The 12,128-nt window shown below is 64.6% G+C and carries 19 protein-coding genes; 8 read left to right on the top strand and 11 right to left on the bottom strand.

From position 1 onward, the window contains the following. Window positions 1-73: 73 nt before the first annotated feature. From RBB18_RS17265 to RBB18_RS17255, 3 genes are read right to left on the bottom strand one after another with little or no spacing between them, the layout of a single operon-like run. The gene (locus RBB18_RS17265) at window positions 74-439 is read right to left on the bottom strand and encodes a RidA family protein (RefSeq protein ID WP_274593030.1); all 366 of its coding nucleotides are present in this window, start codon (window positions 437-439) and stop codon (window positions 74-76) included. Between the two features lie 48 nt (window positions 440-487). Then, window positions 488-616, bottom strand: a complete 129-nt coding sequence (locus RBB18_RS17260; protein WP_281255063.1) for a hypothetical protein — start codon at window positions 614-616, stop codon at window positions 488-490. 30 nt (window positions 617-646) lie between these two features. Continuing rightward, complete coding sequence (locus RBB18_RS17255; RefSeq protein ID WP_306111627.1) at window positions 647-1,105, bottom strand: hypothetical protein; 459 nt, start codon at window positions 1,103-1,105, stop codon at window positions 647-649. A gap of 135 nt (window positions 1,106-1,240) precedes the next feature. Here RBB18_RS17255 and RBB18_RS17250 point away from each other — a divergent pair, with 135 nt between their 5' ends. The 3 genes from RBB18_RS17250 (at window position 1,241) to RBB18_RS17240 (ending at window position 2,336) form a co-directional block, all read left to right on the top strand. Further along, window positions 1,241-1,846: a thymidine kinase gene (locus RBB18_RS17250; protein WP_103763324.1), complete on the top strand. Its 606-nt coding sequence runs from the start codon at window positions 1,241-1,243 to the stop codon at window positions 1,844-1,846. Beyond that, complete coding sequence (locus RBB18_RS17245; RefSeq protein ID WP_170067196.1) at window positions 1,839-2,006, top strand: hypothetical protein; 168 nt, start codon at window positions 1,839-1,841, stop codon at window positions 2,004-2,006. The genes RBB18_RS17250 and RBB18_RS17245 overlap by 8 nt, the downstream gene beginning before the upstream one ends. A gap of 75 nt (window positions 2,007-2,081) precedes the next feature. After that, a complete protein-coding gene (locus RBB18_RS17240; protein ID WP_103763323.1) occupies window positions 2,082-2,336 on the top strand; it encodes a hypothetical protein in 255 nt (84 codons plus the stop codon). Here the strand turns inward: RBB18_RS17240 and RBB18_RS17235 are convergent. Continuing rightward, window positions 2,333-3,454, bottom strand: coding sequence for a beta-ketoacyl-ACP synthase III (locus RBB18_RS17235; RefSeq protein WP_103763322.1), 1,122 nt, complete (start codon window positions 3,452-3,454; stop codon window positions 2,333-2,335). The genes RBB18_RS17240 and RBB18_RS17235 overlap by 4 nt on opposite strands. A 156-nt stretch (window positions 3,455-3,610) precedes the next feature. Here RBB18_RS17235 and RBB18_RS17230 point away from each other — a divergent pair, with 156 nt between their 5' ends. Further along, window positions 3,611-4,219, top strand: coding sequence for an exopolysaccharide biosynthesis protein (locus tag RBB18_RS17230; protein ID WP_245890478.1), 609 nt, complete (start codon window positions 3,611-3,613; stop codon window positions 4,217-4,219). A 79-nt stretch (window positions 4,220-4,298) separates the two neighbouring features. On the opposite strand, the gene RBB18_RS17225 is transcribed toward RBB18_RS17230, so the two are convergent. The 7 genes from RBB18_RS17225 to RBB18_RS17195 all read right to left on the bottom strand — a co-directional run bounded on the left by RBB18_RS17225 (window position 4,299) and on the right by RBB18_RS17195 (window position 8,673). Beyond that, window positions 4,299-5,252 (bottom strand): D-glycerate dehydrogenase, encoded by a 954-nt coding sequence (locus RBB18_RS17225; RefSeq protein ID WP_306111628.1) that lies wholly within the window; start codon window positions 5,250-5,252, stop codon window positions 4,299-4,301. Beyond that, window positions 5,249-5,590: a tRNA-binding protein gene (locus RBB18_RS17220; protein WP_306111629.1), complete on the bottom strand. Its 342-nt coding sequence runs from the start codon at window positions 5,588-5,590 to the stop codon at window positions 5,249-5,251. The genes RBB18_RS17225 and RBB18_RS17220 overlap by 4 nt, the downstream gene beginning before the upstream one ends. Continuing rightward, window positions 5,583-6,398 carry a pyrroline-5-carboxylate reductase gene (gene proC / locus RBB18_RS17215; RefSeq protein WP_274593213.1) on the bottom strand — a complete coding sequence of 272 codons (816 nt, stop codon included), beginning with the start codon at window positions 6,396-6,398 and terminating at the stop codon, window positions 5,583-5,585. Before proC ends, RBB18_RS17220 begins: the two co-directional genes overlap by 8 nt. A 154-nt stretch (window positions 6,399-6,552) precedes the next feature. Continuing rightward, on the bottom strand, window positions 6,553-7,053 hold the full coding sequence (locus tag RBB18_RS17210) for a YbjN domain-containing protein (protein WP_274593035.1): 501 nt from the start codon (window positions 7,051-7,053) through the stop codon (window positions 6,553-6,555). A 362-nt stretch (window positions 7,054-7,415) separates the two neighbouring features. Beyond that, window positions 7,416-7,931 carry a hypothetical protein gene (locus tag RBB18_RS17205; RefSeq protein ID WP_306111630.1) on the bottom strand — a complete coding sequence of 172 codons (516 nt, stop codon included), beginning with the start codon at window positions 7,929-7,931 and terminating at the stop codon, window positions 7,416-7,418. 15 nt (window positions 7,932-7,946) lie between these two features. Next, a complete protein-coding gene (locus RBB18_RS17200) occupies window positions 7,947-8,282 on the bottom strand; it encodes a hypothetical protein (RefSeq protein ID WP_103763317.1) in 336 nt (111 codons plus the stop codon). Window positions 8,283-8,427: 145 nt separating this feature from the next. Then, window positions 8,428-8,673 (bottom strand): accessory factor UbiK family protein, encoded by a 246-nt coding sequence (locus RBB18_RS17195; protein WP_103763316.1) that lies wholly within the window; start codon window positions 8,671-8,673, stop codon window positions 8,428-8,430. 97 nt (window positions 8,674-8,770) lie between these two features. Here RBB18_RS17195 and lgt point away from each other — a divergent pair, with 97 nt between their 5' ends. From lgt to RBB18_RS17175, 4 genes are all read left to right on the top strand, one after another. Further along, complete coding sequence (gene lgt / locus RBB18_RS17190; protein ID WP_103763315.1) at window positions 8,771-9,679, top strand: prolipoprotein diacylglyceryl transferase; 909 nt, start codon at window positions 8,771-8,773, stop codon at window positions 9,677-9,679. After that, on the top strand, window positions 9,676-10,743 hold the full coding sequence (locus RBB18_RS17185; RefSeq protein ID WP_306111631.1) for a class I SAM-dependent methyltransferase: 1,068 nt from the start codon (window positions 9,676-9,678) through the stop codon (window positions 10,741-10,743). The genes lgt and RBB18_RS17185 overlap by 4 nt, the downstream gene beginning before the upstream one ends. Beyond that, window positions 10,740-11,495: a peptidoglycan editing factor PgeF gene (gene pgeF / locus RBB18_RS17180; protein WP_306111632.1), complete on the top strand. Its 756-nt coding sequence runs from the start codon at window positions 10,740-10,742 to the stop codon at window positions 11,493-11,495. Before RBB18_RS17185 ends, pgeF begins: the two co-directional genes overlap by 4 nt. Window positions 11,496-11,805: 310 nt before the next feature. Further along, window positions 11,806-11,934 carry a hypothetical protein gene (locus RBB18_RS17175; RefSeq protein ID WP_281255062.1) on the top strand — a complete coding sequence of 43 codons (129 nt, stop codon included), beginning with the start codon at window positions 11,806-11,808 and terminating at the stop codon, window positions 11,932-11,934. Window positions 11,935-12,128: the final 194 nt, after the last annotated feature.

Below are 12,128 nucleotides of genomic sequence, written 5' to 3'. Positions count from 1 at the left end.
GGCCCCCATTGGGTTCTGCGTTCGGGGCAAGCCCCAATCAATCAAACCTGCGTGGCGTAGCCACTCCGTCAGGTCACTTGCCGTCGCGCTTGCGGACCGCCGCCGTCACCAGCAGTTCCACCTTCAACTCAGGATGCGCAAGCTTCGCCTCGCCACAGGCCCGCGCGGGGGCGTGGCCTTCGGGCACCCAGCTGTCCCACACGTCGTTCATCTCGGCGAAATCGGCCATGTCGGCCAGCCAGATCGTGCATTGCAACATGCGCGTCGCGTCCGACCCGGCCTCACCCAGAAGCGCCTCGACCTTTTCAAGGCAGGTGCGGGTCTGGTCGGCCACGCTGTCGCCGCGGTTGCCCACCTGCCCGGCCAGATAGATCGTGTCGCCGTGGATCACGATCTGGCTCATGCGGGCGGCGGTGTGATGGCGGGTGATATCGGTCATGACGGGGCTCCCTTCCGAATGGTTCACGCCGTCATAACGCGGCCCGCCCTACAGCACCAGATACGCGATGTCCTCCGACATCCACACCGGTTCGCTGCGCGGGGCGGCCGTTGGTTTCGGCTTCGACTTGACGAGGATCCAAAGCGCGTCACCGCCGCCGAAACCTTCCGTGGTCACGTCGCCGCCCGCGCCGGTTGACAGTCCGGCTCAGATATTACCGTCTTCCAGGTGCAGCTTCATATCGATCAGAACCTGCTGCAACGCACTGGTTTCCTTCAGCAGGCGCTTGGCCTCGTTCACCGTGATCACCCCGTCCTGGATCGACTGGTGATACTCTGTCATCAGCATGGCGAACCGTTGCGACAACGCGATCACGTCCGAGTTCACCCCGCCCGATCCGCCGTCATTCTGTCGCCGGTCGTCGAAATTCAACTGCGTGCCGTTCAGCTCCGCCAGCGCGGCCGTCACGTGCGGATAGGACGCCGCCGCCTCCAGAGCCGCCACCGCGTCGACCGGCATAAACCGGTCGGCATGTTCTTCGTGGTCCGAATAATACCGCCCCAGCGTCGCCTTGGACTTGCCGGTCAGCTCGCACGCAGGCTCAACGCCCACATCCTTGACCAGCGCCTCGGTGTGTTTCTTGAGGTATGATCCAGCTTTCGACATCGCACGCATTTCCTTGGTCGCGCCGTTATCCGGGTTGCCCCCCGGTGCCGCAATGGTGGAAAACCTTACGACTCCGGGCGTCGCTTGCCCGGCGGCAGGCTTGATCCCACGCCTGTCATGCGGATAACTCCGCCCATGGCCAAGCTCTACTTCCACTACTCCACGATGAACGCCGGCAAGTCGACCCTGCTGTTGCAGGCCAGCCACAACTACCGCGAACGTGGCATGAACACCCATTTGCTGACCGCCGCGCTCGATGATCGCGCCGGACCCGCGCGCATCGGCTCGCGTATCGGCATCGGGGCCGAAGCGGACACCTTCACCGCCGACGATGATCTGTTTGCCCGCCTCGAAGCGGTTCTGGCCACAGGTCCGCTGGCCTGCATCTTCGTCGACGAGGCGCAGTTCCTGACCGAGGCGCAGGTCTGGCAACTGGCCCGTGTGGTCGACGACCTGGGCGTGCCGGTCATGTGCTACGGACTGCGCGTCGATTTCCAGGGCCACCTCTTCCCAGGTTCCGCCACCCTTCTGGCGCTGGCCGACGAGATGCGCGAGGTCCGCACCATCTGCCATTGCGGCAAGAAGGCCACCATGGTCATCCGCCGCGACGCGCAGGGAAACGTGGTGACCGACGGCGCCCAGATCCAGGTCGGCGGGAACGAGACCTACGAAAGCCTCTGCCGCCGCCACTGGCGAGAGGTCACGGGCGATGCCGTGCCCACGGAAAGCCCCTTTGCCTAAGGCGCTGAAATACACCGTTCTCGGCCTCTTTCTGTGCGTGGCCGCGATTGTCGCGGTCGCCCTCTACGCCATCAACACCGTCGACTTTTCCGTCGACATGGCCGGCTGCGCCGTCGACTGGTCCTACGCCTCCGGCCCCGGCTCCACCTGCGCCGAGTGACGCGCACAGCGGTTCGCTCAAGGAACCCGGCCCTCCGCTCCTGCGTTTCCCTTGCGTAATGGAAAGGAGACCGACATGGACCGCCTATCCCTCTACCTCACGCTTCTCAGCGGCAGCTTCATCACCGGCGCCATCGTGATCGCCGGGTTTTCTCTGGGCTATTATACCGTTTGGACCATCGTGACCGGCGCCGTCGCAGGCTTCCTGCTGGCCTGGCCCACCAGCTACATGATCTCGCAGCGGATCAAGCGGCAGGATCCCGAGTGGACGCCCGAGGCCGATCCCGACGAGCAGCCCGCGATCCCGCGGCCTAACGCGCCCGAAGTCTAGGCGCGCTCCACCAGAACCGAGCCGACGGAGTAGCCTGCCCCGAACGAACAGATCAGCCCGGTATCGCCCGGCTGCAAGTCGTCGGAATATTTCGAGAAGGCAATGATCGACCCTGCCGACGACGTGTTGGCATAATCCTGCAGGATATTCGGCTGCTCGGCCGCCTCGGGCACCCGCCCCATCACCTTGCGCCCGATGAAATCATTCATCGTCTTGTTGGCCTGATGCAGCCACAAACGCTTTAGCTGATCCGCGTTTACACCCTCATCCGCCATGTGCTGCGCGATATGCGAACTGACCAGCGGCAGCACTTCCTTGAACACTTTCCGGCCCTCCTGCACGAACTGCATGTCGCGCCGGTCTTGCAGTTCCGGGTCCCGCGTGCGCCGCAGAAAGCCGTTGTTGTTGCGAATGTTGTTGGAAAACTGCGTGGCACAGCGCGTCGAATGCACCAGGAAATGCGCACCCTTGGCATCCTCCGCCCGCTCGATCACCAGCGCCGTGCACACGTCCCCGAAAATGAAATGACAATCCCGGTCGCGCCACTCCAGGTGGCCTGAACAGATCTCGGGGCTCACCACCATCGCACAGCGCACGCTGCCCGCACGCACCATGTCGGCCGCCGCCTGGATACCGAACGTGGCCGAGGAGCACGCCACGTTCATGTCAAAGGCGAACCCGTTCGCGCCCAGCAACTGCTGGATTTCGATCGCCACCGCCGGATAGGGCCGCTCATGGTTGCTGGCCGCACAGATGATCAGGTCGACCTCACCCGCGTCCCGCCCCGCCTGCGCCAGTGCCTTGCCGCAGGCATCCAGCGCCATCTCCGCCATGATCCCCGGCTCGTCATTGGACCGTGCCCGCAGCCTTGGATGCATGATCTCGGGGTCCAGAACGCCTGACTTGTCCATGACGTAGCGCTGCTCTATCCCCGAGGCATTGACGATGAACTCGGTCGAAGACGGTTCTTTCGCCGCCACCTCTCCCGCCGCGATGGCGTCCGCGTTCTCCTTGTTGAACCGCTTGGCATAGGCGTTGAAGGCCATGACCAGCTCGTCGTTGGTGATGGTCTCTTGCGGGGTGAAAACACCCGTGCCGGTGATCGCAGGCTTGAACATGTCTCTCTCCCTCGACGTGGCGGCCACCACGCCAGAACCCTGCCCCGAGGTCAAGTGAAACGCGGCGGCAAACCCTGCGTCGCGGGGAACCGCTCTCAACGTGGCGGCGTTCTACAACCTGACGCGCGGCGCGTCATCAAGGCCCAAGATCAATCCGTGAAAGACGACATGGCGCATCCCGAGACTTCATCAAAACCCATCACCGCCATTATCGACCGGCTGGAGGACACCACCGACAGGGATCAGGTGACGCTGCGCTGCATGATCGAGGCGTTCGGCAAGAGCTCTTTCACCACCGCGATGTGCGTACCCGCCCTGCTGGTGGCCTCGCCGCTCAGCGGAATTCCCCTGTTCTCCAGCGCCTGCGGCCTCCTCATCGCTTCCATCGCCGCGCAAATGCTGGTGGGCCGCGATCACCTCTGGCTGCCCGCCTTCGTGATGAACCGAAGCATTGGCAACGGCAAGATGCTGGCCGCGCTCCGGCGCCTGCACCGGATAGGCGAAAGGATCGACGCGATCACCCGCCCGCGCCTCAGGCCCCTGATGACCAGGCCCTTCCGCAAGCTCTACCAGGCGCTCTGCGTGCTCTGTGGCGTTCTGATGGTCTTCCTCGAGATCGTACCGTTCTCGTCCTCGGTCCTCGGCATGGCAACGATCTTCTTTGCCACGGCGATCATCGTGCGCGACGGGGTGCTGGCCTGCCTCGGGGTCGCCATCATGTGCCTCGGCGCCAGCCTGCCGATCTTCGCGCTTCAGGCCATGTAGGGTGGGGTTTCACCCCACCGCCCTTCGCCTCCACTCTTCGCGCCCGTAGGGTGGGGTTTCACCCCACCGCCATGCCCCGTCAATTCACCAGGTTCGGCGGTGTCTCCCCGGCCAGTGCCGCGCGCAGGTTCTCCACCGCCACGCGCCCCATCTTCTCGCGCACTTCCAATGTCGAGGTGCCCATATGCGGCAGCAGCACCACGTTCTCCAGCGCCTTCAGCGTCTCCGGCACCTCCGGCTCATTCTCGAACACGTCCAGCCCCGCGCCCCTGATCCGCCCTTCCTGCAAGGCGTTGATCAGCGCGGCCTCGTCCACGATGTCGCCCCGCGCGATGTTGATCAGATGCGCGTGCCTCGGCATCAATGCAATCGCCTCCGCATCGATCAGGTGACGCGTCTCCGGGCTGACCGGCACCGACACCACCGCGAAATCCGCGCGGGCCAACAGGTCTTGCAACTCCACGCGCTCGCATGGAAATCCCGGATCCTTGTCGCTGCGCGCGGTATAGATCACGTCCATCCCGAACCCGTGGTGACAGCGCTGCGCAATCGCCCCGCCGATCCGGCCCATCCCGATGATCCCCACGGTCTTGCCCGTCACATGCGTGCCCAGCAGTTGCGTCGGGTTCCAGCCGGGCCACTTGCCCGCCCGCACCATCCGCTCGCCTTCTCCGGCGCGCCGCGCGCTCATCATGATCAGCGTCATGCCGATATCCGCCGTGGCATCGGTGACGGCCCCCGGCACGTTGGTCACATGCACCCCCGCCGACCGCGCCGCGGCCAGGTCGATATGGTTGATCCCCACGCCGTAATTCGCCAGCACCTTGCACCGCGGGTTCTGCGCCTCGCGGAACACCTCAGACGAAAACGTGTCGCCGAACATCATCAGGACACCGTCATAGAGGTTCAGCGCCGCCCGCATCTGCCCGATCTTCAGCGGCGTGTTCTCTTCCCGCATCTCGACCTCGAAATGCTCGCGTGCCATGTCCGCCACGCTTTCTGGCAGGGGCCGCGTGAAATAGACACGTTTCAATGCATCCGCCCTCCGAGAGGCACATCCAGATCGGGCGAGAGCAGCACGATGCCTCCCTCCGCGTCGCTCACGCCCAGCACCAGCACCTCGGACATCACCGGCCCGATCTGGCGTGGCGGAAAGTTCACCACCGCCATCACCTGTTTACCCACCAGGCCCTCGGGGTCGTAGTGCTTGGTGATCTGCGCCGAGCTTTTCTTCTCGCCCAGCTCCTCTCCGAAATCGACCCACAGCTTGATCGCGGGCTTCTTCGCCTCGGGAAACGGCTCGGCCCGCGTAATCTTGCCCACCCGGATGTCCACCTTCAGGAAGTCGTCGAACGTGATCTCGTCAGCCACGGCGCAACTCCTTCGAACGGTCAGCGGCAGCCTTCACCGTCGCGGCCATCAGCGGCGGCAGGCCGGTGTCTTCGTCCATCAGCACTTCCAGCCCCGCCTGCGTCGTGCCGTTGGGGCTGGTGACGTTCTCGCGCAACTGCGCCGGCGTCTCGTCCGCCGACTCGGCCAGCGCGCCCGCGCCCGCCACCGTTGCCTGCGCCAACTGCATCGCCAATTCCGGAGCCAGGCCCTCGGCCTCGCCCGCCCTGGCCATGCATTCGATCATGTGAAACACGTAAGCCGGGCCAGATCCCGACACGCCCGTGACCGCGTCCATCTGGTGCTCGCCCTCCAGCCGCACCACCTGCCCCACGGCTTTCAGCAACGCCTCGGCCAGGTCCATCTGGTCGCCGCTCACCTCGTCATTGCCGACGATAGCGGTGATGCCCCGGCCCACGGCGGCGGGGGTGTTGGGCATGGCGCGGATGATCGGGCTGTCACTGCCGAACGCCGCCTCGAACGCCTCGATCGGCGTGCCCGCCGCGACCGACACGAACAGCGTCCCGCCCCCGCCCATCGCCGCGATGGTGGGCAGCGCCTCGCCCATCATCTGCGGCTTGACGGCGATCAGCACGATGGCCGGATGCTCGGGCAACTCCGCGTTCAGGTGCACGCCCGTCCCCTTCAGCCAGTCCGACGGCTTGGGGTCGATCACCCAGACGGACCCGGGCGGCAAGTCGCGCTCCAGCCACCCGGCCAGCATCGCCGACCCCATCTTGCCACAGCCCAACAGGACCAGGCCCTTGTCGGCCACGTGCTGCATATCCATCCCGGTGCGTCCCTTCATTCCTTGTCTTTACCCGGGTTGATAGTCCGCACATTGCGTCCCTGCAATACGCCAGCGCCAACCTCGGCCGCACCTCGCGCAAAAGAAAAAGGGCGCGCCACCCGGCACGCCCCGTTCGCCTTAAAATTGTGCGCCGTCAGGCCCGACCATACGCCTCGCCGATGGCAATCTGCAGCGCCTCTTTCGGGCTTCGGTCGCCCCAAACCACCAGTTGCAGCGCCGGGTAGAACCGTTCGGCGCTCATCACCGCCGCGCCGATCAGCGTGTCGATCTGCTCGGGGCTGATCGCCTGCGCGCCCGTCATCACCAACCCGTAGCGATAGACCATCAACTGCTGCTCGGCCCAGAAGGTAAAGGCGCCTGCCCAGCACTGGTCATTCACGTCGTTCAGCACGTGGTAAAGCGCCGGCAGCTTGTCCTCGGGCGGCTCCATCTCGAAGGTACAGACCATGCGCAGCGTCTCGTCATAGGCCGACCAGGCCAGCGTGATCGAATAGGTCCGCCACTGTCCTTCCACAGCCATGGCGATCTGGTCGTCGCCGATCCGGTCGAAATCCCAGTCGTGATGCTCGGCCAGGTGTTCGACGATGTCGATGGGATGAAGGTCTTCTGAAAAGTATTGCTCGGAAAGTGCCATGGCGCCACCTCGTGTGTTGTAGCGGGGGCTGGCAGCGCCCCAAACGCTAGCTGCCTGCTCTAGGAAAGGGGTTCATTCCCGCTTTTCCTACAAGATATGGTGAGGGGGGATTTGCGACCTGTAAAGCTATTTCTTGGGGATAACCGCAATAAGTTGTGGATGACATGAAAATTTCATCAAGCGATGGGTGCGTATGAGCCTGCTTCACCCCGCCGCCGTCCCGGACTTGATCCGGGACCTCTTATACCGATGGCCCTTGCGCTTGCGCCCGCGGTCTACCGCGATCAAAAGCGGGCTCGTCAAAATGAAAATGGCTGCCAGAAGGCAGCCATTTCCGTGAATTCCTCTCTATATCGCAGGTCTTAGCCGCCCGAGGTCGTGCTCGCCTGCGCCTTCAGCGCGGTCTCGAACTCGGCCTTGGTCATGTTGACGGTCACGCCGCCGTCGTTACCGACCATCAGGGCGTTCAGCGGAATGCCAGCCCGTTCGACGGCCCGGTCATCTGCGCCTTCCATCTCGCCGTCTAGGTCGACGACTGCGATGCTGCCTTGCGAGTCCGCATCGTTATACGTGCCGATCAGCTCACCATCGGTGGTATAAACCTTCGCGTCGCCGGTCAGGGCTGCGTCGAGTTCCGCCGAAACGTCGCTTGCGGCGCCATAGGCGTCTTCGGCCACGCCACCAACGGCATCGACCCCGGCCTGTGCCGTGTCGGTCGCGCTCTCACCGATCGCATAGACCGTATCGCCAGCTTGTTCCGTCACGCTTGCTTCGTTTTCCGTCTCGACCTTGTTCGCCTCGTCGCTCGCGGCGAAGGTCATGACAGGTGCGGTTGCCAAGGCCAGAATGGCCAGCGTGGAAGTAAGGGTCGTTTTCATCTCGGATCCTCCTTTTCAGTTTTGCGGACGGTCGGCCCGCGTGGATCTGAGGGGAAATGCAGCCACCGCGCCACGTGTTCCATATCGATTTCCCGAAGACGCCGAACCGCGGCCCGTCAGCAGCATCGTGCCGAAATCCTGCCAGCCGAGGCGCGGAAACTTACCGGCAATCAAGCTTTCCGGAACCGCGTAGGGTGGGTGAAAACCCACCTCTGCCCGCGTCTCCGCGTCCAGCCCCATCTCCTTGCAATAGGCGTCAATCTCGGCGCCGACCTTTGCGGTCCACGCCTTGAACTGCCGGTTCAGGAACCCGCCATCGACCTCCATCGCCAGCGCATGCGCCGTCAGCATCTCCGCGCAGACACCTTATGCTCCCAAGCCATATCCGGAACCTTGAATCCGCTTTCCCCACCGCCCGGCGAAGTTGTCCCACCCACACGAAAAAGCGCGGCTCGTTGCCGAACCGCGCCACATGTTCCAGCCTTTCAAAGAGGCCTTACTTCGCGCCTTTCTCCAGCGCGTCCAGCCGCGCCTTGAGCGCCTCGTTCTCCTCGCGGGCCTTCTGCGCCATGGCGCGCACCGCGTCGAACTCCTCGCGGGTGACGAAATCGCGGTCGGCCAGCCAGCGGTCCACCATCGACGACATCGCCGTCTCGGCCTCCTGCTTGGCGCCCTGCGCCACGCCCATGGCGTTCGTCATCAGCTGGCTGATATCGTCCAGAACCTTGTTGCGCGTCTGCATATCGCTCTACCTTCCGTTACACTTGACCTCTATATGGGCACCAAACCGCGTCGGGGCAAGGTTGACTTCGCCGCGACCCAACAGCAGAACGGCGCCCATGAAAGCAGCGATCCCCTTCCCCGACATCTCGTCCGAGCTTTTCTCGTTCACCGTATTCGGGTTCGAGATCGCCCTGCGCTGGTACGCCCTGTCCTACATCGCGGGCATCCTGTTCGGCTGGCGGCTGGTCGTGATGGCCGTGAACCGCCCCCACCTGTGGAAGGACAACGTGGCGCCCATGACCGTGAAACAGGTCGAGGATCTGGCCACGTGGGTCATCTTCGGCGTCATCCTGGGCGGGCGGCTGGGCTTCGTGCTCTTTTACCAGCCGATGTATTACCTGCAGAACCCGGCCGAGATCCTGCTGATCTGGCAGGGCGGCATGTCGTTCCACGGCGGGCTTCTGGGCGTCATCATCGCCTGCATCACCTATTCCAAGCTGCAGGGCATCCGCTGGCTGACCGTGGCCGATATCCTCTGTGCGGTCACCCCCGTAGGCCTGCTGCTGGGCCGCATCGCCAACTTCATCAACGCCGAGCTGTGGGGCCGCCCCACCGACCTGCCCTGGGGCGTGATCTTCCCCGGTGCTGCGGCGCAGGACTGCGCCGGTGTGGCCGTCGGCATCTGTGCCCGCCACCCCTCGCAACTCTACGAGGCCGCGCTCGAAGGGCTGATCCTCGGCGCGATCCTGCTCTACCTCGTGTTCCGCCGCGGCCTGCTGAAGCGCGTGGGTGCCGCCACCGGCATCTTCTTTGCCGGCTACGGCATCGGGCGCTTCATCGTCGAATTCGTCCGCCAGCCCGACGCGCAGTTCGTCAGCCCCGGCAATCCGCTGGGCCTGGCGTGGCACGTGAACGGCTACGGCCTGACGATGGGCCAGATCCTTTGCATCCCGATGATCGCGATGGGGCTCATCACGCTGGTTCTGGCCTACCGCAAGCACGCCCGTTCCACCGCCACCGGATGACCGCGCTCGCGGACATCCTCCAAGCCGAAATCACGGCAAGCGGCCCCATGCGCCTCGACGCGTTCATGGCCGCCTGCCTGATGCACCCCGAACATGGATACTATGCCACCCGCGATCCGTTCGGTGAACAGGGCGACTTCATCACCGCCCCCGAGATCAGCCAGATGTTCGGCGAACTCGTCGGCCTCTGCCTCGCCCAGACATGGCTCGATCAGGGGGCACCCAACCCCGTCGCAATGGTCGAACTCGGCCCCGGCCGTGGCACCCTGATGGCCGACGCCCTGCGCGCCACGCGCGGCGTCCCGGGCTTTCACGACGCCCTGCAATTGCACCTGGTGGAAACGTCCCCCGCCCTGCGCGACCACCAGTCCGAAACCCTTTCCGCCCATGCCCCAACCTGGCATGACAGCGCCGACACCCTGCCCGCCCTTCCCACGCTCTCGATCGCCAACGAATTCTTCGACGCGCTGCCCGTCCGCCAGTTCCAGCGGAAGGGCGACGGCTGGAGCGAGCGTGTCGTCGGGCTGGCCGAGGGCACCCTTTCCCTCGGCCTCAGCCCGAAACGCATCGAACCGGCCCTCGCCCACAGGCTCGAAGACACATCCCAGGGCGACATCGTCGAGACCTGCCCCGCGGCCGCCTCGGTCATCGACGCGCTGGCCCGCCGCATCGGGGCGCATGGCGGCGCGGCGCTCGTCATCGACTACGGCGACTGGCGCTCGCTCGGCGACACGTTGCAAGCCGTGCAAGGCCACGACCGCGCCGACATCCTCGCCGCGCCGGGCATGGCCGACCTCTCGGCCCACGTCGATTTCGAGGCGCTGGCCGACGCCGCCCGCGGCACCTGCAAGACCACGCGCCTCGCGCCGCAGGCGCTCTTTCTCTCGCGCCTCGGCATCACCCAACGGGCCGAGGCCCTTGCCACGCAAATGAGCGGCCCTATGCTCCAGGCACATCATGCCGCGTTTCACCGCTTGACCGGGCGGGATGAAATGGGGACGCTCTTCAAGGTGATGGCGCTCTATCCCGAGGGTGCCGCACCCCCACCCGGACTGGACCCATGACGCTGGAAATCCTCACCGACGACAGCCTCGCACCTGTCACCCACGGCTTCTTTACCCGCAAGGGTGGGGCGTCTTCCGGCGTGTTCCACGGGCTGAACTGCGGCCAGGGCTCGTCAGACCAGTCCGAGATCGTGACGATCAACCGGGCCCGCGTCGCCCATGCGATGGGCGTGCCCGAGGATCACCTCGTCACCGCCCACCAGACCCATTCCACCGATGTGCATCTCGCCACCGGCCCCTCCGACAGCCGGCCAAAGGCCGACGCCATCGTCACCGCCACGCCAGGCCTTGCGCTGGCGATCCTCACCGCCGATTGCCAGCCGGTGCTCTTTGCCGACCGCAAGGCCGGGGTGATCGGCGCGGCCCATGCCGGCTGGCGCGGGGCCTTCGACGGCATCCTTGAATCCACCCTCGACGCGATGGAAACCCTCGGTGCCGACCGCGCCAGGACCACCGCCGTCATCGGCCCCTCGATCAGCCAGCCCGCCTACGAGGTGGGCACCGAATTCTTCGAACGCTTCGCCGACGACAACCCCGACAACACCCGCTTTTTCACCAATGGCAAGCCCGGCAAGTACCAGTTCGACCTGCCCGGCTTCGGCCTGCACCGCCTGCGTTCCGCAGGCGTGGGTGACGCCAGCTGGACACGGCACTGCACCTACAGCGACGCCGACCGCTTCTTTTCCTTTCGCCGCGCCACGCACAAGGGCGAGGCCGACTACGGCCGCCTGATCTCCGCCATCCGCCTTTAGGCTTTGGTCATACCCGAGCCGGCCCAATTCTGTCGCGATCTGGGCAAGTGCGCCCACAAGATTGCCTCAATTCTGGAAACAATCGACCCGATACACCCCGGATTGATGACGCAGGCCTCGCGAATAGCCTTGTTTCACTGAACCTGCACGATTGGGACGGGTCGACCACATTCCAGCCCGCGCCACCCCAAAAATTTTAAAAATTTTTGTCGCGACGCCCAACCATGGCCCCAAACCGGGGGGAATATGAGGGCATCAGAACAACACGCCCCAAAAGGCGGCGAGGCAGAAAAAGTTGAGAGGAAAGACCATGAAGAAGCGCTGGATGAAATCCCTGATCGAAACAAGCCAGCAGGACACCCCGGACCTGCCGTTCTCGCGCCGGGTGCGCTACGCCAACCGCGTGGCCCCCAAGCCGTCTGCGCTTCGGATCGCCTGATCCACACCACGCCCCGATCCCCGGACACCGCCGATGGCCGCCTCTTTCCAAGGGGTGGCCATTGTTGATTCGAACCACTCCCTGGATTGAATTGTGGCGGGTCGGTCCCGCCCCTGCAGACAATATCGCCGGGTTTCGGGAAATTGTTCGGTCACGTCTGACAATACCCGCCCAAATTTGACTACAATTCGCTG

Source organism: Roseovarius sp. MMSF_3298, from assembly GCF_030733705.1.
GTDB lineage: Bacteria > Pseudomonadota > Alphaproteobacteria > Rhodobacterales > Rhodobacteraceae > Roseovarius > Roseovarius confluentis.
Note: the sequence above shows the minus strand (reverse complement) of the source record. Positions and strands in the feature narration are given on the sequence as shown.